The organism is Acinetobacter sp. YH16038, assembly GCF_013417275.1.
Lineage (GTDB): Bacteria > Pseudomonadota > Gammaproteobacteria > Pseudomonadales > Moraxellaceae > Acinetobacter.
This window is the reverse complement of the sequence record NZ_VPEG01000017.1, coordinates 22,806-47,573: the sequence shown is the minus strand read 5'-3', so window position 1 is coordinate 47,573 and position 24,768 is coordinate 22,806. Positions and strand designations below refer to the sequence as shown.

Genomic DNA, 24,768 nt, shown 5'->3' with positions numbered 1-24,768 from the left:
TATGAAAAATAAATATAGAACGGAGTTTTACAATGGTTAAGGCATACGATGAATTACCGCGCACCCCTGCCAATTTTGTAGCGCTGTCACCTTTACGCTATCTCGATCGCGCGGCTTATATCTACCCGAATCAAAATGCGATCATTCATGGTAAGCGTCGTATTACCTGGCGTGAAAAATACAATCGTTGCCGTCAGTTTGCCCACCAGCTCCAGAATTTAGGCATCGGTAAAAATGACACCGTTTCAGTTTTACTGCCAAACGTACCTGCGATGATCGAAGCACACTTTGCTGTGCCAATGGCGGGTGCGGTCCTGAATACTTTAAATACCCGTCTGGATGCCAAAACATTGGCGTTCATGCTGGAACATGCTGAGACCAAAGTACTGCTGGTCGATCCAGAATTTTCCGCAGTTGCAACAGAAGCTTTGGCATTGGTTCCACAGCAAGACATTTATGTGATTGACGTGACTGATGAAGAATTCGAGGGTGAAGATACCCGTATCGGCCAGATTGAATATGAAGACTGGCTAGCTCAAGGCGATGCCAATTTTGAATGGCATTTACCGGATGATGAATGGAATGCGATTAGCCTGAACTACACTTCTGGAACCACAGGCAATCCGAAAGGCGTGGTTTACCATCACCGTGGCGCTTATATTAATGCAGCCAGTAATATCATTGCTTGTGGCATGATGCCGCGTGCCACTTACTTATGGACCTTACCGCTGTTCCACTGTAATGGCTGGTGTTTTGCCTGGACCATGGCAGCCAATGGTGGTACGAACGTCTGCTTACGTAAAGTTGATCCGGAACTGATCTTTAAGCTGATTGCTGAACATAAAGTGGATTATTTCTGCGGTGCACCCATTGTGCTGTCGATGCTGATCAATACCCCTGAAGAGAAAAAGACCAAGTTTGATCACCGCGTAGAAGTGATGGTGGCGGGTGCTGCGCCTCCCGCTGCAATCATTGAAGGCATGCGCAATATCGGTATCAATGTAACTCACGTCTATGGCTTGACCGAGACCTATGGCCCTTCTGCGCTCTGTGCGTCTCAGGCAGGCTGGTCAGATCTGTCAATTCAGGAGCAGGCACAACTGCATTCTCGTCAAGGTGTACCATATCCACTGCAAGATGGCATGAAAGTGCTTGATCCTGACACTATGCAGGAAGTGCCACATGATGGTCAGACCATGGGTGAAATCATGTTCCGTGGCAACATCGTCATGAAAGGTTATTTAAAGAATCCGGAAGCAACTGCAGAAGCCTTTGCCGGTGGCTGGTTCCATACTGGCGATCTGGCAGTATGCCAACCTGATGGTTATGCAAAAATCACTGACCGCTCTAAAGATGTGATTATTTCGGGTGGTGAAAACATTTCATCGCTGGAAGTGGAAGAAGTGCTCTATCAGCATCCTGCTATTCTCACGGCAGCCGTGGTGGCAAAACCAGATCCTCGCTGGCAGGAAGTGCCATGTGCCTTTGTCGAACTGAAAGTAGGACAAACTGCCACAGCAGAAGAGATTATCGAATTCTGCAAGCAACATCTGGCGCGTTTTAAAGTACCTAAAGATGTAGTGATTACCGAGATTCCAAAAACTTCAACCGGGAAATTGCAGAAATTTATCCTGCGTGACTGGGCCAAAGAACGCTCAACGGGTGAATTTTCTTAATTTATTAAGACTGTAATATCTAGCTCCACTCCTGAATTTTATTTTTGATGGTGAAAAAGAAAAATTTGATGAGTGGGGCTTTTTTATATTCAGAATAAAGACAATTTGTTTATTTAGGTGCTGATTAAGGTACTTATTCTGAAATAACTCTTTCAAAATTGAAAAAAAAGAATGCAATCAATCAAAGAAGCTCACATCCACATGCTTATTTTTAGGCAATAAAAAACCCCAAGACTTAATATGCTTGGGGTTCTTCAGAATTTTGGTCCCGAGGGTCGGACTCGAACCGACACGTCATCTCTGACAGCGGATTTTGAGTCCGCCGCGTCTACCAATTTCACCACCTCGGGAGTGGATGACGGCTATATTACTCTGTTTCAAAAACTTGTCAACGCAGAAAAAACACATTTGCCTAATTTTAAAACAATTCTTATTTTTTTGTTTTATAATCGAGCAATTCCCGCCATAAAAAAGAAAAAAGTTTATACTAGCCGCAGTTTTTTTATCGTAAATTGTCATGCAACTTTCTGATTTTAGTTTCGATCTCCCTGATGAGCTGATTGCTCGCTATCCTCTTGAACAACGTAGTGCTTCCCGCCTGTTACACCTTGATGCACATGGCCAATATCACGATCACCAGTTCACCGATATTCTGGATTTATTGAATGAAGGCGATTTGCTGGTTCTGAACGATACCAAAGTGATGAAAGCGCGCCTGAAAGGTAAACGTGCCTCTGGTGGTGCAGTTGAAGTACTGGTTGAGCGTATGATGGATCAGTTCATTGCGCATTGTCATATCAAGGCCAGCAATACACCTAAAGCTGGTGCAGAATTATTTATTGGTCCAGATGAAGTCAAAGTCACCGTTCAAGGCCGTCATGAAAATCTGTTTATTGTCGAGTTTTCTCAGCCGATTCTGGATGTTTTAGACAAATACGGCGCGCTACCAATTCCACCCTATTTCAACCGTGAAGCGGAAGAGATTGATACGGTTCGTTATCAAACCGTTTTCAATGATCCGACAAAACTGGCCAGCGTTGCTGCTCCTACCGCTTCCCTGCACTTCGATGAAGAGTTGCTGAAGAAACTGGAAGAAAAAGGCATTCAGAAAACCTTTGTGACCTTGCATGTCGGTGCAGGTACTTTCCTGCCAGTTCGTACCAATGATATCGAAAACCATATCATGCACAGCGAATGGTGTCAGGTATCGGATGAATCCATGGAATTGATCAAAGCCACCAAAGCACGTGGTAATAAAGTGATTGCTGTCGGTACGACCGCAACCCGTGCGACCGAAAGTGCGGCTCAGGCCAATGGTGGTGAACTGAAAGGCTGGACCGGTGATACTCAAATCTTCATCTATCCGGGTTATGAGTTCAAAGTGGTGGATCGTCTGATTACCAACTTCCATTTACCGGAATCTACCCTGCTCATGCTGGTTTCGGCTCTATCTAACCGCGAAAACATCCTGAATGCTTACAAGCACGCGGTTGAAAGCAAATACCGCTTCTTCAGTTATGGCGATGCCATGCTGATTGATCAAGCGCAATAATCAGCAGGAAACCTCCCCATGCCGATCGAGTCTGTGCAGCATTCCATTCATATTCGACGTAAGAAAAATGAAGTGGTGTTTCGCAATATCGCCCGGCTCTGGGATCTGGGTCGTCAGGCCAAAAGCTATCAGGAATTATTGGATGGCTTGCACCCCTGGAATGGCCCAATTAGCTTAAAATTTGAAAATAATTTACCGCTTGCTCTGGCCGGAATCGGACTCTTTCTGATTGGCTGCATCTTTGTAGCGCCTGCCAATATCTGGATGCAAAGCGGTGTTTTCTTTGGATGCCTATTGGTATTCTGGGCTTATATCAGCTATGAACATCGAAAGCCACTGGATGAAGTCATTCGTTATCTGGAAGATGAGGCGCTCGCCAAAAAATACCAGCTGGCTTTTCAGAGGCAGCCACAACATATTTCTATTCCACTGAATCCCCTACATTTTATTAGCCATTTAAAACGTCTGTTCCCGGTATTTAATCAGGGCTCTCTGAGTAATGAAATTTCACGCTATGCCAGCACCGTCTGGGAAGATGAAGATGGTCAACAACATCAGGTTCTAGTCTTTCAATATCATTATGTACATGAAGTTCAGGTACGCAATAAGGAAGGTCAACCGGTCAAACTGACCCAGGTACATAAAGACCTTTGGGGGGTATTTGTTTTTGATGTTCAGATTCAGGGGCTAGCCGTGACTACCTCCAGAAAGAAATTTCATTATCCTTATGCTTATCCCTGGCACAGCAGCGACATTCGCACCAACCAGAAGTTAAATTTCTTTGGCAGTGATCCGATGCAAATGGCCAAAATGCTCACGCCTGGTTTTGTACTTCGACTAGCGGACTTTTTTGAACAGCGTCAGGGCGATTTATTGTTTCACCCGGAAAGCCATATACTCTGCTATCTGGGACCACATGATTTATTTGAGGTATCCAGTAAACACGATAAAATTAGCGATATTTCCACATTGCGTGGCCATCTCAGAACGTTTAAATTAATAGAATTGGAAAAGTTACATACTGATCTGACGCAATTTTTAAAATAATTATTTTTTTCTGGGGACTACTTTTATGGGATTTTTTGTTTTTGTCATTATCCCGCTTCTGGTCATTATTGCCATTATCATGATTCGTAACAGCATTGTGCGTCATCATAACTCCACTATTCGTGCATGGTCCGATGTCGCCAGCTATGAGCGGCAAAAACTAAAAATCCTGGATGGTCTGCAACCTCTGGTTGAGCAATATTCCAGTTTTGAAAAAGGAACTTTAGAGAAAGTCACTGAACTGCGCCAGAACATTATGAGCCTGAATATTCAGGATGCCGATATTGCCCAGTTACAACGGGTTGAAAACCTGAATAAAGAACTGATGCGCAGCCTGAATGTGGTGATTGAAAACTACCCTGAACTGAAAACTAATGACATTTATCTGAAAATGATGAATGAAATTGAAGAACAGAATGAAAATGTCGGCGCTGCAATTACCATCTACAACCGCAATGTCGAACTCTTCAATAACCAGATTCAGATTTTCCCGCACAATATTATCAATAACATGTTTCTCAGAAAGAAAGCAGTACGCCCTTTCCGTGACCAGACCGTGACTCAAAACTTTGACTATCGTCCGAACTTTCACTGAGAAAAATCATTACATTTTATAGTTTTTGATTTGCAATACATTGGCTTATGATGCAATAGCGAGAGATAAAGCAATACACTTATAAAAACCCAATAAAAAGAATAAAAAATCATGCTGGATTATTTAGAACACTTGCAACAGACGCTGGTCAAGGAATTTTATCAGCTGTATGACCGCTATCAGGATGACCACATCTATGCCTGTAGTCTGGTCTTTGACGAATTTTTATTGCTGGATGATCTGGCGATTTCCACAGAACGTAGCATTTTTCAGGACCCTGAAGATCCACAGCAATATCTGGCCGAACGGGATCGCTGGAATGTACGAAAATGGCGCTATAAAAGCCAAAGCTCTTCACAATCTGAACTCATGCCTTTTAAAACTTTGCTGGCAGAGTATTTTAAAACCCAGCATAGTTTTGGCCATCCTGTCTTAGCTCAACAAAAACAGCTTCCTGCTACTCACTTGGATTTATTGCTAGAAACTTTTAAACAAGCCAAACGCAAATTATCTGAAGCTTATGGTCTGGATCTAGATTCGATTATTTTTTTCCTCAGCGTTCCGATCCAACCCGAATGTGAATGCCAATCTGCACTTGAACTCAATTCCGACAGTCGCTTATTGCAGGACTTTTTAGCTTTCAGACAGACCCTGTCTCAACCGAGAGTCAATAAACGTTTAAAACTCTCACAAAGTGATAAGGATATTCTGATTGATCTGGAACAAATGCTGGCTATGGAACCTTATGACTATTTGCAAGTGGCGCAGGATGCCTATTTACTGACGCTGGAATCCTATTTTATCGACAGCAATATCTATATCCAAAAATTGATCCAGCATATTGCTGCCATGGCGGCTGAACCTGATGGTAGCTGTGCCTTGAGCCGGGAAGAAATTATGCAGCGTTTACAGCAATTTTCTGCAAACTTACCTCTTTCACCTGATATTTCCTCTATTCATCGATAAATAAAATTACAGAGTGAATTCTCTACAATGCTGGCGTTTAAGGTCAGAATCAAGGAAAATAGCGCCCTTTAATTCGCATTAGTAATCAGCGAACTGTTTTTTCGCCTTGATTTGGAACTCTTATGAAGTTTGAAAAATTAGGTCAGTCGGGTCGTGCCCGTCGTGGTCGTTTAACGCTTGAACATGGCGTAGTAGAGACACCCGTCTTTATGCCAGTTGGTACTTATGGCACGGTTAAAGGCATGTTGCCACGTGATGTTGAAGGTATTAAAGCACAGATTATCCTCGGTAATACTTTCCACTTATACCTGCGTCCGGGCCTTGAAGTCATCAAGCAGCATGGTGGCCTGCACGGTTTCATGAAATGGGATAAACCGATTCTGACTGACTCAGGCGGCTTCCAAGTCTTCAGTCTGGGTGCAATGCGCAAGATTGAAGAAAAAGGCGTGACCTTCCGCTCCCCGATCGATGGTTCAAAAGTTTTCCTTTCACCTGAAATTTCAATGGAAATTCAGCATACGTTGAACTCCGATATCGTGATGATTTTTGATGAATGTACGCCTTATCCTGCAACCCATGAAGAAGCGCAGAAATCTTTGCAGCTGTCTTTACGTTGGGCTGAGCGCTGCAAGAAACATCATTATGATGAACTCAACAATAAAAATGCCCTGTTCGGAATTATTCAGGGCGGGATGTATGAAGACCTGCGCGATGAATCCTTAAAAGGCCTGCTTGAGATTGACTTCGACGGTTATGCAATTGGCGGTCTGTCTGTTGGTGAACCAAAAGAAGAAATGATCAAGGTGCTAGATTATCTTCCGAACAAAATGCCGGAAAATAAACCGCGCTATCTGATGGGTGTCGGTAAACCGGAAGATATCGTTGAAGGCATCCGTCGCGGTGTAGACATGTTCGACTGCGTCATGCCAACCCGAAATGCACGTAACGGTCATTATTTCGTGACCGATGGTCTGGTGCGTATCCGTAACAGCCAATACCGTCATGATCAAAGCCCACTTGATCCACATTGCGACTGCTATACCTGTCAGAACTTTACCCGCGCTTATCTGTTCCATTTAGAGAAATGTGGAGAAATGCTGGGCTCTATGCTCGGTACCATCCATAACCTGCGTTATTACCAGCGTTTTACCGAAGATATCCGCAATGCGCTGGATAACGGAACTTTTGATGAATTTGTTCAGGACTTTTACGCTCGTCGTGGCCTGGAAGTTCCACCTTGTCCACAAGATTAATCTTTCAGCATTTGCGCTGAGGAAAAAGACAGGGTAAATTGCAAGAATATGTCAATTTATTATCGAGTTGATCACCAGTTTTTTATTTTAGGAAAATGAAATGAGCCTATTTATTTCGACTGCTCACGCTGCAGGTGAAGCTGCACAACAACCAAGCTTGATGGCTAACCTTTTGATGATTGCGGTTTTTGTTGCAATCTTCTATTTCTTGATCTGGCGCCCTCAATCAAAACGTGCCAAAGAGCACCGTGCTCTGGTTGACAGTCTTGGCGTAGGCAGCGAAGTCGTTTTTGCAGGCGGCTTAATGGGCAAAATCACTAAAATTGAAGGTGATTTCGCAGTCGTTGAGTTGAGCCGCGGTGTAGAAGTCAAAGTTCAACGCGCGAGTGTGATCTCAGTTCTGCCTGAAGGCACTTTAAATAACATTTAATCAAAATTAGTCGTGCTCCCCGCACGACTTTTTCATTTTAAGAAGAAAACGAATGCGTTACCCAGCATGGAAATATGTGCTGATCCTGGTTGTCCTGGTGGTCAGTACTTTATATGCCCTGCCAAGTTTGTATCCAGATGAACCTGCTGTACAGATTTCGGGTGCCAAAGCCGGTACTCAGATTGACGCAGGCATCGTACAAAAAGCAGAGCAGATTTTAACAACTGAAAATATTGCAACTCACGACAATAGCTTTAGTAATAACGCTGCTTTATTACGTGTAAATTCAAGTGAAGCACAGCTGAAAGCCAAAGAAGCTTTACGCCGTGGTTTAGGTGATGAATACGTCGTAGCACTTAACCTTGCTCCAACCACTCCAGAATGGCTACAGAAAATTGGTGCCAAACCAATGAAACTGGGTCTGGACTTACGTGGTGGTGTTCACTTCCTGCTCGAAGTGGATATGGACAAGGCGATTGCACAGCGCATGGACACCTCAGCAACTGACCTGCGTCGTCAGCTGCGTGATAACAACCTGAAATTCAATAGCCTGAATTTAAGCAATAACACCATTGTTGTGCAGTTTGCCAATAATGATGATCGTGCTGCTGTCATGGATTTCTTGCGCCGTAATGGCAATGAATTCAATCAGCAGGCAGTGGCGACTGAAACCGGTTCGACTTTACGCCTCAACTATACCGATACGCGTAAGCAGGAAATCGAATCTTATGCGGTGAACCAGAACTTAACTACTTTACGTAACCGTATTAACGAGTTAGGTGTGGCTGAAGCGCTGGTACAAACCCAAGGTAGCAACCGTATTGTGGTTGAACTTCCGGGTGTACAGGATACCGCAGAAGCAAAACGTGTCTTGGGTCGTACGGCGAACCTGGAATTCCGTCTGGTGTCTGATCTGAATGATCAATACATCGATCCTTATACTGGCCAATTAAGTGGTACAGCTCCAGCAGGAACTCAGGCATTTGCTTATGAATCTCTGGACAGTGGTCGTCAGTTATTGCTAAACCGTAACCGTATTTTGACCGGTGAACGTGTACAAAATGCATCTTCTGGCTTTAGTCAGGATACTGGTGGTGCTGAAGTTAATATTACTTTGGACAGCGCTGGCGGTAAATTGATGGCAGATGCCACACGTAATGCCGTAGGCAAACGTATGGCGGTACTGTTCATTGAGAACAAGCAAAAGATCAGCTACGTAGAAGACCCGGCAACAGGTGCACAAACTGAAGTGCGTACACCATATACCGAATCTGTGGTGATTAACGCTGCTACCATTCAGGCAGTATTGGGTTCTCAATTCCGTATTACCGGTCTGGACTCACCTCAGGAAGCTTCTGAGCTTGCCTTGATGCTACGTGCTGGTGCTCTGGCTGCGCCAATGTATTTCGTTGAAGAACGTGTGATTGGTCCAAGTCTGGGTCAGGAAAATATTGATAAAGGCGTACTCTCTACCCAAATCGGCTTCATTCTAGTAGCGATCTGGATGGTCGTATTCTTCCGTCTGTTTGGTGTAATTGCCAACTTTGCGCTGGTCGTTAACCTGGCGATGATTCTGACAGTGATGTCGTGGATTGGCGCTTCCCTCACCCTGCCGGGTATCGCGGGTATCGTGATTACCATCGGTATGGCGGTCGATGCCAACGTACTGATCTGTGAGCGGATACGGGAAGAAATGAAATGGGGCGCCTCGCCGAAACAGGCAATTGTGGCCGGTTATGATCGAGCCTATAACACCATTTTCGACTCGAACTTAACTACCTTCCTGGTCGCGTTCATTCTGTTCGCAATTGGTACTGGTCCAATCAAAGGCTTTGCTGTCACCCTGATGATTGGTATTGTCTGCTCGATGTTTACGGCGATTACCGTAACCCGTGCGATCGTACAGATCATCTATGGCAAAAAACGTAACTTGAAAAAGTTGAGCATTTAGGAGATCGATGATGACTGAAAATACTCAACTGAATCAGAAACAGTACGGTCGCCCTGAAGACGAACGTATCATTCCGTTTATGAAGATTGCATTGCCTGCGGCAGTGTTCTCTATCATCCTGACGGTTGCCAGCATCTTCTTTATTGCGACCAAAGGCTTGAACCTCGGTCTGGACTTTACTGGTGGTGTCTCAGCAGAGCTGAACTATACCAATCCGGTAAAACCTGATGATGTAACTCAGGCACTCAGCAAAGCTGGCTTTGATGATGCTGTCGTGCAGACGCTGGGCTCGGAACGTGACCTGATGGTACGTATGCCGGTTCAGGAAGATATTGAAGCAGAAGACCTTACCAAAGCCGTTACTGCAGCAGTTCAGCTGCCAGGCAATACGGCTCAGGTACCTAAGGTCGATGTAGTCGGTGGACAGGTCGGTAATGAGCTGTATGTGCGTTCTGCGGGTGCAGTTGCTCTTGCCCTCTTGCTGATGCTGGTCTATGTCACTATCCGCTTTGAGTTCAAACTGGCGATGGGTGCGGTACTGTCATTGTTCCACGATATCGTGGTGACGATTGGTATTTTTGCCATGATGCAATGGCCATTTGACCTTACGGTTCTGGCTGCACTACTGGCGATCATCGGTTTCTCACTTAACGATAATATCGTGGTCTCTGACCGTATCCGTGAGAACTTCCGTAAGATCCGGGGTGCCGAACCTGTTGAAATTATCAATATTGCCTTGACTGAAACCTTACGCCGTACCATTCATACTTCTATGACTTTATTACTGGTTGTAGTGGCCATGATGATCATGGGCGGTGCTGGTCTGAAATGGTTCTCGATTGCGATGTTTGTGGGTGTCTTTGTCGGTACCTATTCTTCGATCTATATCGGTACAGCCTTTGCCCTGTGGCGCGGTCTGAATCGCCAGGACTTTATTGTTCAGGTGAAACCAGAATTTGAAGACGAAAATCAGCTTCCATAAGCTGCCCGTTTTCGATTTCACTATTCAGCCCATCTTATGATGGGCTGAATTTTTTCTGGTCTAAGAAAATTGAATGCTGAGGCACTATGGCAATCACAGGATGGATTTTAGCTACATCAGACTTTTGGAAACTGACCTTGCGGCTTTCATCCAGACTTTGGATCTGATAGCTGTCCTGGTTTTCCGACATCAGCTCCACAATGAGCTGCAGTCCATTAATTAAATAAAGACACACCAAGCCAGATGACTGTAATACGGCTTGCTCATCACAGACCAACCACCAGCCTGCTTTTAGGCTCGGAAAATAATACTGTCCTGTCACCTGAATGGCATAATGCTGAGGTTCCAATTTAAGCCATGGTAAAAGTCTTTCTGCCGAATCTATAGTTTTCATTTTAAAGGCTTGCTGCTCAACAACCTGCATCTGGAACAAAGTTATTTTTACAGGACTAGATGCCACTTCAATGACAGGTGCTTCAGCACGATCCAATATTAAACATTCCAAACCCAGTTGCTGTTCAAGTTCTCGTGCAGCCTTCTCTCCAATCTGGCGCTTACTGTTCAATAGCTGGGTAATATAAGCTGCAGACAGACCAAAGTGCTCGCAAATCTCTTTGCCATTTTTAAACTGCTGGCTATCAATCAACTGATCAATCACTTTGGCTAGATTATTTCGTCTCAGTTCAAATATTTCCGTGGCACTCATGTTATTTGCTCTTCTCCCTCTTAAGCACACCTTATAACAAAAAAGCCCGCAATTGAATTGCGGGCTTTTCTAATCATGCCTAAGAAGAATTAGTTACCTTGTACCAGACGGCGTGCACTGATAATTCCCGGCTGCTGTTCAAGACGGGCCAATAGTTTGGAAAGTTGAGCCAGACCTTTAACTTCGATCAGCAGTTTCATATTGGCAATACCATCTGCTTCAGAAATAGTATTTACCTGACGGATATTGATCTGATCCGAGAAAATTACCTGGGTCAGGTCTTTCAGCAAGCCACGACGGTCATAGGCTTCCACCACAATCTGTACACTCTGACCGCGAGTCGGCTGCATCTCCCAGTCGGCTTCTACTGCACGTTCCGGTTCCTGCGAGATCATGCGTACATAATCTGGACAAGCCACCTTGTGGATGCTTACACCACGATTCAACGTGATATAACCCGCAATCGATTCACCATGTACCGGCTGACAGCATTGGGCAACATGCAGTTCGACGTTATCCAGACCATCAATCAGAATACCATGTGCAGACAAGGTATGGCTGGCACGCGGATTCAACGCCGGTTTCAGCACCAGTTCAGGCTCATCCTGATCCAGATGCATATGACGGTTCACCTGATTGATCAGGGCATGCAGGCTGATATCACCATTCACCAGACCAATCAGAATGTCTTCACCACTTTTCACATTGAAATGGTTGCAATAATCACCCAAGTCGATTGATTTCGGGTGAATTGCTAGACGTGCCAATTCTTTATTCAGAATTTCACGACCCACTTCCAGGTTCTTACTGCGATCCTGCTGACGGAACCAGTGACGTAACTTGTCACGGGCACGTGCAGTCTTGATATAACCCAGTGAATTAACCAACCAGTCCCGATTTGGTTCACGGTCTTTCTTGGTCAGAATCTCAACCTGTTCACCAGTTTTCAAGGCATAGGTTAAAGGTACATAGCGCTGGTTGACCCGGGCTGCATAGCATTTGTTGCCGACTTCAGTATGTACATGATAGGCAAAGTCGAGTACGGTTGAACCTCGTGGTAACTCTTTAATATCACCATCACGGCTGAACACATAGATTTTTTCGAAGCCTTCAAAATCTTGAATATGCTCAAAATTTTCAACTTCCTCTTCTTCATCCTTATGTGCACTGGCTTCATTGCGTTCCTGATAATGCTCAATCACTGCACGCAGGGAGTGCAGACGATGATTAAAGGAGGTATCGGTATTTTTCGAACCTTCCTTATAGTTGAAGTGTGAGCATACGCCAAGTTCAGCCTCTTCATGCATCGTATAAGTACGAATCTGCACTTCAAGTGACTTGTTTTCCGCAATCACAGCTGTGTGTAAAGAGCGATAACCATTGGCCTTCGGATTGGTAATATAGTCATCAAACTGATGCGGAATATGTCGCCACAATTGATGTACGATCCCGAGCGTGTGATAACACTCAGGCACACTTTTCACCAATACACGCAGCGCACGGATGTCATACAGCTGGTCGAAGCTCAGGCTTTTGCTTTTCATTTTCCGATAGATCGAATAAATGTGCTTCACCCGGCCGTTAATTTCAGCTTCAATGCCGTGTTCTGCCAGCTCTTCACGCAATTTATCAATCACGAACTGAATATATTGTTCACGTTCCAGACGCTTTTCATTCAGCAAAGAGGCAATTTCTTTATAGCGTTCTGGCGCCAGATAGCGGAAGGCCAGATCTTCGAGTTCCCATTTCAACTGGGCAATCCCGAGACGATGCGCTAGAGGAGAATAAATGGTGAGAATTTCTCGTGCGACCCGTTCTTGCCGTTCACGTGAAGAATTGGCCAGTTCGCGCAGTGCATAGGTACGTTCTGCCAGCTTGATTAACACGACGCGGACATCTTCTGTCACTGAAATCAGCATCTTGTAAATGCCAGACAGATGTTCACGCTGGTTATTATTAAAGTGATCTTCCAGGCGTTTATTTTTTTCAATCAGCTCAGACAGCTTACCCATGGACAGCGTGCCTTTGACCAGACTGTAGACCTGTTCACCGAATTTTTCCTGCACTTCTGCCAGTGGCATGACGCCTTCACGTACTGCGCGGTAAAGCATGGCAGCGGACAAGGTATCTTCATCGACATAGAGATGCGCGAGAATATCCGCCATTTCAATACCGGTATAGAAGGTATTAGAGCGATGCTGAATCGTACTTTGTAGCTCTTTTTCTAAGGTTAAACGGGCAACTTCTTCGAGCTGCTTCAGGGGAGCCCCGTCTAATATGCCACGAACCCGATCTAACCATTCAGTCAGATCCTGCTGTGCTTGTTCGGCATGTTCTACAGTCGCCTCCTGTGACAACTCAGTGAGCCGCCCAGGCAGTTGCTCACGTACTGTGACCATACCCTTCTCCTACTTTTAGATACATCATCTCTTTGATCGTTTATTTAATTTTCTTTTTCGAACAAGGCAATCGACTCGACATGTCCGGTATGCGTAAACATATCCATCACACCGGCTTTGGTTAGCTGATAACCCTGTTGTACCAGTAGCCCTGCATCTCTTGCAAGCGTAGCAGGATTACATGACACATAAACGATTCTTTTGGCACCAAACTGAGGAATATAATGCATGACTTCTTCTGCTCCAGCACGTGGCGGGTCGATTAATAATGCATCAAATCCTTGATTTGCCCAAGACTGGTGCGAAAAATCTTTGGTTAAATCTTGTGAATAGAACGAAACTTGTGCAATACCATTATTGTTAGCATTTTCCGCACCGCGTTGCACCATTTCCTCACTTCCCTCAACCGCAACCACCTGACCAGACGCACCAACACAGCGCGCCAGTGGCAAAGAAAAGTTTCCTAATCCACAAAACAGATCCAGAACGCGTTCGCCCTGCTGTAATTGAAGCAAATCACATGCCAAGCGCACCATTTGCGGATTGATCGTTGAATTGACCTGAGTGAAGTCCAATGGATTAAAACCGAATTCCACATCAAAGTCATCAAGACCATAGTGTAAGCGTGCTGCCTGTTCAGGCTCATCAATCCGCTTCAAATAATCTTGGCCTGCAGGCTGCAAATAAAGCTGCCAACCTTTCTCTAACGTAAATTGGCGCAATCGGTTGACATCTGTTACCGATAATTCTGCGGTTTCACGAATGAGCAACGCAATGTCATGATCACCCATAGCCAATTCTATATGACCAATATCTGCCTGACCATCGAGACTTTGGAGCAATTGTTTAAGACGTGTAACCGATCCAAACTCGCGATCTAGAATCATGCAGCGGTCAATCGAGGTCAGCTTATTGGACTGGTTTTCACGAAAACCGACCACCAGCTTGTCTTTTTGAGGCAGATAACGCACCCCAATCCGGGCTTTACGACGGTAATCTTCACGTTGTGAACGTAACGGTGGCAGCCATTCTACAGGCTGAATCCCGGCAAAATGTTGCAAATGTGATTTCAGAACATTCTGCTTAAGTTCAATTTGGGCATCTGGATGGATATGCTGCATATTGCAGCCGCCGCATACGCCAAAATGTGGACACACAGGTTTGACCCTGATCTCGGAAGCCTCACTGAGCAACTCAAGGCTATCCGCCTCTTCCAGTTTTTTGACTTCACGGGTAATGCGGGCACGTACGGTTTCACCCGGCAAGGCATAGCGGATAAAGACTTTCTTACCATGCTTTTCAAGTGGATGATCCGGATGTGAACCATAGTGAGCGATGCCACGTCCTTCATGTGAGAGTGATTCAACCTGAAAAATATACTCGGATTGCGGCGCTGGACGTGGTTGTACTCGACGTTTCATGAAAACCTAGGATGTGGAGATGGGAAAATCAAAACGGGTAAATTCAGTTCTTTGTGAGGTTTCACGCCAGACTGATAAAAAATCTGCATGTTGCGGCTGGGTATGCAGGTATTGAATCGTACTCTGCACCAGATGCTGATAATCAGGCAACATCAACTGGCCTTTTAGCAACAGCCAGCGAATATAGACCAACCAGGTATTGAGCACATCACCTTCGCAATAGCTGGTGAGTGCGTTCCATTGCTGGTTACGTACATATTCAGGTACATGATAGCCACCATCACCACGCTTGCCTGGATAACCCAGTAAATGAGCAACATCATCCAGTTTCTGAAAATGACGGGCATGAAACATGGCCATAACATCCATCAAATCAACATGACGCTGATGGTAACGATTCTGGTAGTTATTATAACGCTTTTGCGTATCGATTTCGCCCTGATCGAACAGACTTGGGGCAGATAAACCATGATACATGGCCCGATAAAGAATAACCGGCAGGTCAAATTGTGAGCCATTCCAACTGACTAGAGTTGGATGACGCTTTTCAAAAATGGATAAGAATTTTTTTAAAATCTCTGCTTCACTGTATTGTTCACGGCTGAAAGAAAACAGGCGCATACCCTGTTCATCCATCCATAAACCGGAAATACAGACAATCTCATGCAAAGGCAGACGCTGAAAGTCCGAGCCTGATTCCTGACGGCGTAACTTGGTCAGGGCCTGATCCAGATCAGCCTCGGGCAGATCCAGACCAAACAGATGCGCGCCTGATTTAAGATCGGTTTGGGTTTCAATATCGAAAGTTAAAACAGGCAGGCGCATAAAAGATTTCTCAAAAATTATTCAGGGTCTTGTACAGAGAATAAGCCTGTAGACAGGTAACGGTCACCACGGTCACAGATAATACATACAATTACTGCATCCGGATTTTCTTCTGCGAGCTTGATGGATGCCCAAACTGCACCGCCAGAAGATGTACCGGCACTGATACCTTCTTTTTGCGCCAGTTTACGCATGGTGCGTTCCGCTTCAATCTGTGGAATATCGATAATACGGTCGATACGGCTACGATCAAAAATCGTTGGCAAATATTCTTCTGGCCAGCGGCGGATACCGGCAATACTAGAACCATCAGATGGCTGTAGGCCCACAATCTGAATATCCGGATTCATTTCTTTCAGATATTTAGACACGCCCATGATCGTACCAGTCGTACCCATTGAGCTGACAAAGTGTGTAATTTTGCCACCTGTTTGCTGCCAGATTTCAGGACCTGTGGTCAGGTAATGCGCTTCGACATTGTCCGGGTTACCAAATTGGTTTAACACCAGACCTTTACCTTCAGCCTGCATTTGCAAGGCCAGATCACGTGCACCTTCCATGCCCTGCTCTTTGGTCACTTCAATCAGTTCAGCACCATAAGCACGCATTGCGTCCTTACGTTCCTGACTCATGTTATTCGGCATAATCAGCTGCATCTTGTAACCACGCATGGCCGCAACCATCGCCAATGCAATCCCTGTATTTCCGCTGGTCGCCTCAATCAAGGTATCACCCGGTTTGATCTGTCCGCGCTTTTCCGCCTGCATGATCATGTTATACGCTGGACGGTCCTTGACCGAGCCTGCCGGATTATTTCCTTCGAGTTTTGCAAGTACTGTGGCTTGAGTGTGACTAGCCAGACGCTGCAAACGCACCAGTGGCGTTTTGCCTACATAATGGTCCAGTAAAAATTCGTCTGCTTGAAAATCAGGGGTGGTATTACTCATTATTTGCACCTATATCGAGGTGCGGCTATTGTATGAAAAAATGCATTTCCCTGCACCCATTTATAGCAGTGCTTTTGCATAAAACTGTATAGATCACGATCAGCACGGCCAATTCGCCCTGTTTTAGCTTGATAAAACTCCTCAATCGTGACAGTGACTTAGCTCACTTCTCCCCCTGAAAAGATTTGCTTAAACACACATAATGACTGTTCAGCGCAATGGTTCTTATTTTCTGCGTTAATCTGGAGCTTTAGAAAAATAATGCTGAAATTTTAACAGTAGATTTAAAGCATGCTAATATGCAAAGCATAAGGAAAATACTGCTTGAATCATGTCAAATATCAACAAAAAGCTGTTTAAACGCCTACACTTAAATCATGCTTATGGACAGCTGATTGCACTGATTTTTGTACCCATTACTATTCTGGCCTGTGTTGGTGCTGCTCTGGTCATTTCAGAAACTTCCAATGCTGCCCGTGCCCAGCAAAAGCAGATGGCCATTGCGATTCTGACCCGTTTTCAGGCCACTTCTGAATATGCGCTGGACATTTTGAGCCTTTATCCATGGCAATATGAACAAGCTCATGACGCCATGCAAAATATGCTGAATGAAAAGCATCTGGTTCGTGCGGCTATTCTGGATGAAAATGGTAAAAGTAAACTCGGTATTGGGTTTCAGGAACAGGCGCCTTGGCCGGACTTTAAAAAAGACGGCAATTTTGTTGGCCCAATCTTAGATAAAAACAATCATATTTATGCAGTCAAAGTAAATGAAAATGGCATGAATGCAGGCTGGCTGGCGATCGAACTGGACAATCAGCCCTTAGAAATTGCCCGCTACCGGGTCCTGATCGTTTTGATTGCGACCGGCTTATTGACCTTATTGCTCTTGTTGTTATGTCTGAATTTCTATTCTCGTCGCTGGATTGCACCGATGTATGAGATTCGCATGCAGCTACAACGCCTGAATGCCGATACCCTAGATCAGCATATGGTGATTAACAGTACCGGTGAACTGCGTCTTTTGCAGCGTGATATTGCCAATGTGGTGAAACGTCTGCATTTCAGTTTTCTGGAATTGCGCGAGCATACCGAACAGACTGAAGATGATTTGCGCCGTACTCTAGATACTTTAGAAGTTCAAAATATTACTTATCGTCAGGCACGTGATCAGGCGATTTCGGCCAACCAGGCCAAGTCGGTGTTTCTGGCCAATATTTCCCATGAATTACGCACACCCTTAAATAGTATTGATGGTTTTATTCACCTGCTGCTGCGTCAAGGCAATCTTAGCAATGAGCAAAGCCTGTATTTACAGACCATCCGCAAATCTTCTGCGCATCTGCTGGCCCTGATCAATGATGTACTGGATTTCTCCAAGATCGATGCCGGCAAACTGGAACTGGAAACCGCACCTTTTGATCTGGAAGAAGCCATTTTCGATGTGATGGACATGCTCTCGCCACTGGCTGCACAGAAGCATATCGATATGGCATTCTATTTTGCAGACAATGTGCCAAAACATGTGATTGGTGATGTACTACGCTTCAAGCAGATTCTGACCAACCTGATTTCCAATGCGATCAAGTTTACTCCAGATGGCGAAATCATTGTCCGGGCACGCATGGAGCACGATGATATTGGACAATGTCTGCTGCATTTCAGTGTTCAGGACAGCGGCATTGGCCTGAGCGGAACTGACCGCAAGAAACTGTTTGAATCGTTCTCGCAAGGCGACACCTCGGTCACCCGCCAATTCGGTGGTACAGGTCTAGGGCTGGCCATTTCTAAGCAACTGGTTCACCTGATGCATGGTCAGATCGGCTTTGAAGATAACCAGGAACGTGCACCAACAGAAAAAGGCTCAACCTTCTGGTTTACTGCCCAATTCCCGGTGGATGAAGATATTGTTCATGAACATCCGGACTTCAGTGATCTGACCGTTGTGTCTTATCTTGCCCATCCGGCAACAGCGAATGTTTTGAGACATTATCTGGAAAATTATCGCGTTAAACATATTGAATCGACTTCCATTCTGGATCTGTTCAGTCGTCTGAACCATTTACAGAATATTGAGAATACCTGGCTGATTGTTGACCATAGTGGCGATAGCCAGGCTCTACTGACAGAAATTCGCTCTCGCTATCAGGGACATCTAGCTGTGTATGGTTATCAAATGCAGCTTGATCCGAGCATGCTGAATGATCATCGTGCTCGTGCCCTGCATCAGCCACTGAGTCGTAGTGCCTTGATCCAACTGCTCGGCAATCAACCCGTCTTCGATCAGGAACAGCATGAAGACTTTAATGGTCAGGGACTGCATATTCTGGCTGTTGATGACCATCTGCCGAACCTGATTGTTCTGGAAGCTTTACTGGCCGAACTGAATGTCACCACGACCAAAGCCATTAGCGGACAGGAAGCGATTGATATCATCCAGAGCCGTTATGAACAGGGTCTGCCGTCCTTTGACCTGGTGTTTATGGATATCCAGATGCCAGTGATGTCGGGTATCGATACCACGCGTGCAATCCGTTCACTGGAATCAACTTTTGAAAATCATCAGCGTCTGCCGATTATTGCCCTGACGGCACATGCCCTTTCCGATGAGAAACAGAAACTGCTACAAAATGGTATGGATGATTATGTCACTAAGCCTATTCAGATTGATCAGATCGTGCAGATCCTGACGCATTGGACGACTGAGAGTTTTAAAAAGATTCCGGTGCTGGAACGTGCCAATGTCATTGATGCGCTAGATCCGAATATTCTGGACTGGCAGCAAAGCCTGCAACTGGCGGCCAATAAAGAAGATCTGGCCGTCGATCTGCTCAGCATGCTGGTCGACAGTTTTGAAAAAGAGCTGGATGAAATTGAGCAATTAATTGAACTGGAAGATTTTCCGCAGCTGGAACATGTTTTGCACCGTCTCTATGGGGCTACTCGTTATGTCGGCACACCGACTCTGCAAAAAGTTACCGGAAGTTTTGAGCAGTTTGTCTCGACCTTGCGTAAGGAACGCCGTAAGGCCGATGACAGTTTTGTTCAGGAAGTACTGAAATATCTGGATGAACTGAAAGCAGTGATTGAGCAGGTAGAACAGGCAGCCCAGCAAATTTTAAACAAGCATAGTGGTTAAAAAATTACTGTTTTACTTACTCATATCTGTATGACTGCGCTGTCATGCAAGCACAGATTGCTCATGCTATGCTCGCTTACAGAAAAATTAAGGATGAATACCATGTCACTTGTGCGCTTTGAAAAAAATAATGGAATTGCCACGGTTACTCTCAGCCGTCCAGACAAACGTAATGCTATGAGCTTTGCCCTGCTGCGTGAACTGGTGCAGATTGCGAACCGGATTAAAAAAGACAAGTCAGTGCGTTGTGTCATTTTAACCGGTGAAGCGCAGGTCTTTAGTGCCGGCATTGACTTGGCCGATTTAAATAATCCTAAAAATCGGGCCTATGCGGCTTGGGAACTGATCCGTCCTGGACAGAGCTTATTCCAGAAAGCTTTTCTGGTCTGGCAAGAACTGCCTGTCCCCGTCATTGCAGCCATTGAAGGTTTCTGCTTTGGTGCAGGTATGCAACTTGCGCTGGCTGCGGATATCCGGATCGCCCACCCTGCGACCAAAATGTCAATTATGGAAACTCGTTGGGGCCTAGTACCAGACATGGGATTAACGCGTTCACTCAAAGGTCTGATCGGGATTGATCTGGCCAAAGAGCTGACCTTAACCGCACGTATTTTTGAAGGTGCCTATGCCAAAGAAATTGGCCTGATCACCCATGTTGATGAACAGCCATTAGCAAAAGCACAAGCTTTGGCTGAAGAAATGTTACAACGCTCTCCAGATGCCTTGATGGCCTCTAAATTTGTGCTGGATGCGATGGAGCACAAACCCAACAAGTCACTGCGTATGGAAAAAATCTGGCAGCTTAAACTGTTACTCGGTAAAAACAGTCAACTGGCACGCAAGAAGGATAAAAATCCGGACGTGCAGTTTGTGCCACGTCAATATCGATAATTATGGCTGAAGCAAAATCAAAAGATGAGAGATAAAATGCAATTCGATCATGATAGCAAAATTGCCTTTTTAGGTATGGGACTCATGGGCAGTCGTATGGCAACCCGCTTGCTAAAAGCAGGTTTTCAAGTTGCAGTCTGGAACCGTACGGCCAGTGCCTGCGATCCTTTGTTTGCTCTTGGAGCCACTCCGCTATCTCTAGATCAAATTGCAAATTATCCGGTTATTCTGACTTGTCTGGCAGATGATGCCGCAGTGCAATCGGTCTTTGAGCAGATTCAGCCCTATCTGGTGGCTGGACAGGTTATTGTCGATTTTTCCAGTCTTTCCGTACATCAAACCAAAACTCTAGCTGAACAGGCCCAAGCTAAACAAGCGATCTGGATTGACTCTCCTGTGTCTGGCGGTACAGCCGGTGCAGAACAAGGCACGCTAGTCATCTTCGCTGGTGGTGATACAGAAACTATTACCGCACTTGATCCAATCTATAAGGTGCTTTCACAACGTGTTACTCGTATGGGGAATACGGGAACCGGTCAGGCGACTAAAATCTGTAATCAGCTGATTGTGGCAGCGAATAGCACCTTGATTGCTGAAGCAGTGGCTTTGGCTGATCGTGCCGGTGTAGATACTGCCCTGCTTGCACCAGCATTAGCCGGTGGTTTTGCTGACTCCAAGCCTTTTCAGATTCTGGCCCCACGTATGGCCAGCCAGACGTTTGAACCCGTGCAATGGAAAGTGCAGACATTGTCTAAAGACCTGAACAATGCTGTGCAACTGGCAGCTACTTTATCTTTGGATATTCCTGTGGCCAGCCAAGCCCTGTCTCAACTCAAAACCCATCAGCAAGACGGATTTGCTGAAGCCGATCTGGCCACTGTTATAAAGCACGTAGACCGCTAATATTACATTTCAATATTCTGCCTTGAGCAAGGAAAAGCCCATGACCAAACTCGCCGTTAACCTCTCCATGATTTTTACGGAAGTACCGCTGTTAGAACGTTTTGCCTTGGCTCATGCGCACGGTTTTAAACATGTGGAAATCCAGTTTCCCTATGAACTGAGTATTGAGCAGATTCAGCAGCAGCTTCAGTTACATGATCTTGATATCTGCCTGATTAATGTGCCTGCTGGTGATCTGATGCAAGGTGGACACGGTCTGGCCGGTATCCCTGGACAGGAAATCGAGTTTCGTCATGCCGTAGAGCAAGCCATTCGATATGCGACTGCTCTGAATGTGCCGAGTGTCAATATTCTGGCCGGCAAACAGCCACTGGATTGTGACCTGCTTCCTTGCCTGAACACCTTGGCGAGTAATCTGAAAATTGCCTGCTCCATGCTCTCTGATTATCAGATTCAGCCAGTCTTTGAAATGATCAACGGTCAGGACATGCCACGTTTCCTGATTCAGAATGTGGCTCAAGCTCAGGAGATGCTGGAAGCTGTCAATCATTCTGCCTTGAAAATGCAATATGACTGTTATCACATGGCCATGATGGGTGAAGATGTGCTTGAAGCTTTAAAAGAAAATATTGCTGAGATTGGTCATATCCAGTTTGCAGACTGCCCGGGGCGTCATCAACCCAATACCGCTTCCATTCCATATTATGAGATTTTTCAATGGTTAGAGAATAGCCAATACAATGGTTATGTCGCAGCCGAATATAAACCTCTGGGGACTTCGGAAGAATCCTTTGGCTGGAAAGAACAGTTCTTCCCGGAGTATGACTAAAGCGGCGGAAGGTGCATTTGAAATTTTGGGCTAAAACCGCTATATTAGATCATGCATAATTGTTAGGAAATTATACTCCCTATGAATTTAGAACCATCGCCCAGCGCTTCTAATTCTCACGATCACACTATGAATTCTCATGCACAAGCAGTAAACGCATGCTTGAAAGTTGTACATGCAGCCCTCGAAGATGTAAAGGCTAAAGAAATTGTTCAGCTTGATGTTGCTAGCATCAGTAACGTGGCAGATGCCATGGTGATTGCAAGCGGTACATCAACCCGTCATATTAAATCACTTGCAGATAATGTTGCTGAAGAAGCACGTAAAGCAGGTTTCCGTCCGCTTGGTATCGAAGGCGAACGTGATGCAGAATGGATCCTGATTGATCTAGGTTTTGTTGTAGTGCACTGCATGCTGCCTACAGCGCGTAAATTCTATGACCTAGAAAGCCTATGGCGCAATCCTGCAGATTCTGTAGCATAAACATCGAATATTCAAAAAAAGCGACCTATGTAGGTCGCTTTTTTTATATCCTTTGATTTAAATCAAAAAGGAAATTCATGGATCAGCAACTTTAATGAATTCGCTTTTCGATCAGATTTAATTAGTCAGCCCATTTTTTAAACGTTTTGTTGCAATTTTATCTAAACCAATTTTCTAAAAATAAAACACCGTAGCTAATTTTATTTTGTAATTCTTCCCGATTCATCTTTTAATCTTTTATATAGGAGGGAAAATTTCTCTCTTATTTAAATAGAAAAATCCTCCTTTTAAAAGGAGGATTTAAGATGATTCAGCGAATGGAAAGTCTTAGTGACCTGTACCATTAATCGCTTTAGTCATATCTTCCACAACTTTCTTCGCATCACCGAAAATCATCATGGTCTTGTCGTTATAGAACAAGTCATTGTCCAGACCTGCATAACCGGTCGCCATAGAACGCTTGATGACCATGATGGTACGCGCCTTGTGAGCTTCCAGAATTGGCATGCCGTAGATCGGTGAGTTCGGATCGTCTTTTGCAGCCGGGTTTACAACGTCGTTTGCACCAATAACCAGTACTACGTCAGTTGCCGGGAAGTCCGAGTTGATCTCGTCCATTTCCAGAATGTCTTCATAAGGAACATCAGCTTCTGCAAGCAATACATTCATATGACCTGGCATACGTCCAGCAACCGGGTGAATCGCAAAACGTACAGTCACGCCCTGCTCTTTCAGCAAGTTTGCCAGTTCTTTGACTGCGTTTTGTGCACGGCCTTGCGCCATACCATAACCCGGTACAATGACAACGCTGTCTGCATTTGACATCAGGAAGCCAGCATCATCTGCAGAACCTGAACGGTAGTTACGTTGCACTTGTGCACCCGCAGCAGCTGTCGGCGCAGCTGCACCACCCATCGCACCACCAAACAATACATTGATGATTGAACGGTTCATCGCTTTACACATGATGTAAGACAGAATCGCACCTGAAGAACCAACCAGCGAACCCGCAACGATCAGCATGTTGTTTTCCAGTGTGAAACCAATCCCCGCTGCTGCCCAGCCTGAGAATGAGTTCAACAGCGAAACCACAACCGGCATATCACCGCCGCCAACTGGCGCAATCCATACCCAGCCAAATGCCAGCGCAAGACCAGTCATTGCCCAGAAAGATGTCATGCTACCTGTCAGGAAGAAGTGAATCCCTGCTGCCAGCATTGCAATAAAGATCAGAGCCTGAACCGGTTTTACCCAGCCACCTGAAATGGTTTTTGCCCATTTCTTTGCAGCCAGCTTACCGTATGCAAATACAGAAGCAGTAAAGGTAATCGCACCAACAAAACAGCCCACAAACAGTTCAAACAGGTGAACCTTGCTCATTTCATGGAAAGTCACACCATTTGCAGCTAACAGGTCCGGGCCCAATTCAACCAGCTTGTTGTTATGGATAATTGCCGCAACTGCAATCAGTACCGCAGCCAGACCCACCAGTGAGTGCATGAGTGCTACTGTTTCTGGCATCTGGGTCATTGGTACAGTACGTGCACGCGCAATACCCACCACTGCACCCGCAGCCATTGCTGCAAGAATCATCCAGACTACTGGATTTTCAGCAACAAAGAATGTGGTCACTACAGCAATCGCCATGGCGATCATACCGTAGCGGTTACCTGCAATTGCAGTTTTAGGACCAGATAAACCACGTAGCGTTAAGATAAAAAGAACGGCGCCAATCAGGTAGAACCAATCCGCATACTCTCGAATAAATTCCAT

Annotated in this window: 20 protein-coding genes and 1 tRNA gene; 14 read left to right on the top strand and 7 right to left on the bottom strand. The window is 45.3% G+C overall.

Annotation, left to right across the window (positions count from 1 at the left end; translation table 11 throughout):
* Positions 1-32: 32 nt before the first annotated feature.
* The gene (locus FTV34_RS09150; protein WP_180011732.1) at positions 33-1,676 is read left to right on the top strand and encodes an acyl-CoA synthetase; all 1,644 of its coding nucleotides are present in this window, start codon (positions 33-35) and stop codon (positions 1,674-1,676) included.
* Between the two features lie 263 nt (positions 1,677-1,939).
* Here FTV34_RS09150 and FTV34_RS09145 read toward each other — a convergent pair.
* Positions 1,940-2,026 (bottom strand) — tRNA-Leu (locus FTV34_RS09145).
* A gap of 167 nt (positions 2,027-2,193) precedes the next feature.
* Between FTV34_RS09145 and queA the strand changes: the two genes are divergently transcribed.
* The 8 genes from queA (at position 2,194) to secF (ending at position 10,452) form a co-directional block, all read left to right on the top strand.
* The gene (queA, locus tag FTV34_RS09140) at positions 2,194-3,228 is read left to right on the top strand and encodes a tRNA preQ1(34) S-adenosylmethionine ribosyltransferase-isomerase QueA (RefSeq protein ID WP_180011730.1); all 1,035 of its coding nucleotides are present in this window, start codon (positions 2,194-2,196) and stop codon (positions 3,226-3,228) included.
* An 18-nt stretch (positions 3,229-3,246) separates the two neighbouring features.
* Positions 3,247-4,275 carry a hypothetical protein gene (locus FTV34_RS09135; RefSeq protein ID WP_180011728.1) on the top strand — a complete coding sequence of 343 codons (1,029 nt, stop codon included), beginning with the start codon at positions 3,247-3,249 and terminating at the stop codon, positions 4,273-4,275.
* A 25-nt stretch (positions 4,276-4,300) separates the two neighbouring features.
* Complete coding sequence (locus FTV34_RS09130; protein WP_180011726.1) at positions 4,301-4,870, top strand: LemA family protein; 570 nt, start codon at positions 4,301-4,303, stop codon at positions 4,868-4,870.
* 111 nt (positions 4,871-4,981) lie between these two features.
* Positions 4,982-5,836 carry a DUF4303 domain-containing protein gene (locus tag FTV34_RS09125; protein WP_180011724.1) on the top strand — a complete coding sequence of 285 codons (855 nt, stop codon included), beginning with the start codon at positions 4,982-4,984 and terminating at the stop codon, positions 5,834-5,836.
* 122 nt (positions 5,837-5,958) lie between these two features.
* Complete coding sequence (gene tgt, locus FTV34_RS09120) at positions 5,959-7,089, top strand: tRNA guanosine(34) transglycosylase Tgt (RefSeq protein ID WP_180011722.1); 1,131 nt, start codon at positions 5,959-5,961, stop codon at positions 7,087-7,089.
* Positions 7,090-7,189: 100 nt separating this feature from the next.
* Positions 7,190-7,519: a preprotein translocase subunit YajC gene (gene yajC / locus FTV34_RS09115; protein WP_004783613.1), complete on the top strand. Its 330-nt coding sequence runs from the start codon at positions 7,190-7,192 to the stop codon at positions 7,517-7,519.
* 52 nt (positions 7,520-7,571) lie between these two features.
* Positions 7,572-9,470, top strand: coding sequence for a protein translocase subunit SecD (secD, locus tag FTV34_RS09110; RefSeq protein ID WP_159123076.1), 1,899 nt, complete (start codon positions 7,572-7,574; stop codon positions 9,468-9,470).
* 7 nt (positions 9,471-9,477) lie between these two features.
* The gene (secF, locus tag FTV34_RS09105) at positions 9,478-10,452 is read left to right on the top strand and encodes a protein translocase subunit SecF (protein ID WP_180011720.1); all 975 of its coding nucleotides are present in this window, start codon (positions 9,478-9,480) and stop codon (positions 10,450-10,452) included.
* Positions 10,453-10,486: 34 nt separating this feature from the next.
* Here the strand turns inward: secF and FTV34_RS09100 are convergent, their stop codons facing one another.
* The 5 genes from FTV34_RS09100 to cysM form a co-directional block, all read right to left on the bottom strand.
* Positions 10,487-11,158, bottom strand: a complete 672-nt coding sequence (locus FTV34_RS09100) for a hypothetical protein (RefSeq protein ID WP_180011718.1) — start codon at positions 11,156-11,158, stop codon at positions 10,487-10,489.
* An 89-nt stretch (positions 11,159-11,247) separates the two neighbouring features.
* Positions 11,248-13,557, bottom strand: a complete 2,310-nt coding sequence (locus FTV34_RS09095) for a bifunctional (p)ppGpp synthetase/guanosine-3',5'-bis(diphosphate) 3'-pyrophosphohydrolase (protein WP_179992984.1) — start codon at positions 13,555-13,557, stop codon at positions 11,248-11,250.
* Positions 13,558-13,601: 44 nt separating this feature from the next.
* Entirely contained in the window at positions 13,602-14,978 is a 1,377-nt protein-coding gene (gene rlmD / locus FTV34_RS09090; RefSeq protein ID WP_180011716.1) for a 23S rRNA (uracil(1939)-C(5))-methyltransferase RlmD, read from the bottom strand.
* Positions 14,979-14,984: 6 nt separating this feature from the next.
* Positions 14,985-15,803 (bottom strand): 3'-5' exonuclease, encoded by an 819-nt coding sequence (locus tag FTV34_RS09085; protein ID WP_159123080.1) that lies wholly within the window; start codon positions 15,801-15,803, stop codon positions 14,985-14,987.
* 17 nt (positions 15,804-15,820) lie between these two features.
* Positions 15,821-16,750 carry a cysteine synthase CysM gene (cysM, locus tag FTV34_RS09080; protein ID WP_034702431.1) on the bottom strand — a complete coding sequence of 310 codons (930 nt, stop codon included), beginning with the start codon at positions 16,748-16,750 and terminating at the stop codon, positions 15,821-15,823.
* Positions 16,751-17,081: 331 nt separating this feature from the next.
* Here cysM and FTV34_RS09075 point away from each other — a divergent pair, with 331 nt between their 5' ends.
* From FTV34_RS09075 to rsfS, 5 genes are all read left to right on the top strand, one after another.
* The gene (locus FTV34_RS09075) at positions 17,082-19,889 is read left to right on the top strand and encodes an ATP-binding protein (protein ID WP_180002936.1); all 2,808 of its coding nucleotides are present in this window, start codon (positions 17,082-17,084) and stop codon (positions 19,887-19,889) included.
* Between the two features lie 102 nt (positions 19,890-19,991).
* A complete protein-coding gene (locus tag FTV34_RS09070) occupies positions 19,992-20,780 on the top strand; it encodes a crotonase/enoyl-CoA hydratase family protein (RefSeq protein WP_005233879.1) in 789 nt (262 codons plus the stop codon).
* Between the two features lie 36 nt (positions 20,781-20,816).
* Entirely contained in the window at positions 20,817-21,683 is an 867-nt protein-coding gene (locus FTV34_RS09065) for an NAD(P)-dependent oxidoreductase (protein ID WP_179992988.1), read from the top strand.
* A 40-nt stretch (positions 21,684-21,723) separates the two neighbouring features.
* Positions 21,724-22,512, top strand: coding sequence for a hydroxypyruvate isomerase family protein (locus tag FTV34_RS09060; protein WP_179992989.1), 789 nt, complete (start codon positions 21,724-21,726; stop codon positions 22,510-22,512).
* A gap of 81 nt (positions 22,513-22,593) precedes the next feature.
* A complete protein-coding gene (rsfS, locus tag FTV34_RS09055; RefSeq protein WP_180011712.1) occupies positions 22,594-22,995 on the top strand; it encodes a ribosome silencing factor in 402 nt (133 codons plus the stop codon).
* Positions 22,996-23,322: 327 nt separating this feature from the next.
* Here the strand turns inward: rsfS and FTV34_RS09050 are convergent, their stop codons facing one another.
* A complete protein-coding gene (locus tag FTV34_RS09050; protein ID WP_159123084.1) occupies positions 23,323-24,768 on the bottom strand; it encodes an NAD(P)(+) transhydrogenase (Re/Si-specific) subunit beta in 1,446 nt (481 codons plus the stop codon).

Excerpts from the sequence above, each read along its gene's own strand:
- queA (WP_180011730.1), top strand. The coding sequence starts at position 2,194 with ATGCAACTTTCTGATTTTAGTTTCGATCTCCCTGATGAGCTGATTGCT.
- FTV34_RS09150 (WP_180011732.1), top strand. The coding sequence starts at position 33 with ATGGTTAAGGCATACGATGAATTACCGCGCACCCCTGCCAATTTTGTA.
- secF (WP_180011720.1), top strand. The coding sequence starts at position 9,478 with ATGATGACTGAAAATACTCAACTGAATCAGAAACAGTACGGTCGCCCT.
- FTV34_RS09085 (WP_159123080.1), bottom strand. The coding sequence starts at position 15,803 with ATGCGCCTGCCTGTTTTAACTTTCGATATTGAAACCCAAACCGATCTT.
- rlmD (WP_180011716.1), bottom strand. The coding sequence starts at position 14,978 with ATGAAACGTCGAGTACAACCACGTCCAGCGCCGCAATCCGAGTATATT.
- cysM (WP_034702431.1), bottom strand. The coding sequence starts at position 16,750 with ATGAGTAATACCACCCCTGATTTTCAAGCAGACGAATTTTTACTGGAC.
- FTV34_RS09100 (WP_180011718.1), bottom strand. The coding sequence starts at position 11,158 with ATGAGTGCCACGGAAATATTTGAACTGAGACGAAATAATCTAGCCAAA.
- secD (WP_159123076.1), top strand. The coding sequence starts at position 7,572 with ATGCGTTACCCAGCATGGAAATATGTGCTGATCCTGGTTGTCCTGGTG.
- FTV34_RS09075 (WP_180002936.1), top strand. The coding sequence starts at position 17,082 with ATGTCAAATATCAACAAAAAGCTGTTTAAACGCCTACACTTAAATCAT.
- FTV34_RS09050 (WP_159123084.1), bottom strand. The coding sequence starts at position 24,768 with ATGGAATTTATTCGAGAGTATGCGGATTGGTTCTACCTGATTGGCGCC.
- FTV34_RS09125 (WP_180011724.1), top strand. The coding sequence starts at position 4,982 with ATGCTGGATTATTTAGAACACTTGCAACAGACGCTGGTCAAGGAATTT.
- FTV34_RS09095 (WP_179992984.1), bottom strand. The coding sequence starts at position 13,557 with ATGGTCACAGTACGTGAGCAACTGCCTGGGCGGCTCACTGAGTTGTCA.
- yajC (WP_004783613.1), top strand. The coding sequence starts at position 7,190 with ATGAGCCTATTTATTTCGACTGCTCACGCTGCAGGTGAAGCTGCACAA.
- FTV34_RS09130 (WP_180011726.1), top strand. The coding sequence starts at position 4,301 with ATGGGATTTTTTGTTTTTGTCATTATCCCGCTTCTGGTCATTATTGCC.
- FTV34_RS09060 (WP_179992989.1), top strand. The coding sequence starts at position 21,724 with ATGACCAAACTCGCCGTTAACCTCTCCATGATTTTTACGGAAGTACCG.
- tgt (WP_180011722.1), top strand. The coding sequence starts at position 5,959 with ATGAAGTTTGAAAAATTAGGTCAGTCGGGTCGTGCCCGTCGTGGTCGT.
- FTV34_RS09070 (WP_005233879.1), top strand. The coding sequence starts at position 19,992 with ATGTCACTTGTGCGCTTTGAAAAAAATAATGGAATTGCCACGGTTACT.
- FTV34_RS09135 (WP_180011728.1), top strand. The coding sequence starts at position 3,247 with ATGCCGATCGAGTCTGTGCAGCATTCCATTCATATTCGACGTAAGAAA.
- rsfS (WP_180011712.1), top strand. The coding sequence starts at position 22,594 with ATGAATTTAGAACCATCGCCCAGCGCTTCTAATTCTCACGATCACACT.
- FTV34_RS09065 (WP_179992988.1), top strand. The coding sequence starts at position 20,817 with ATGCAATTCGATCATGATAGCAAAATTGCCTTTTTAGGTATGGGACTC.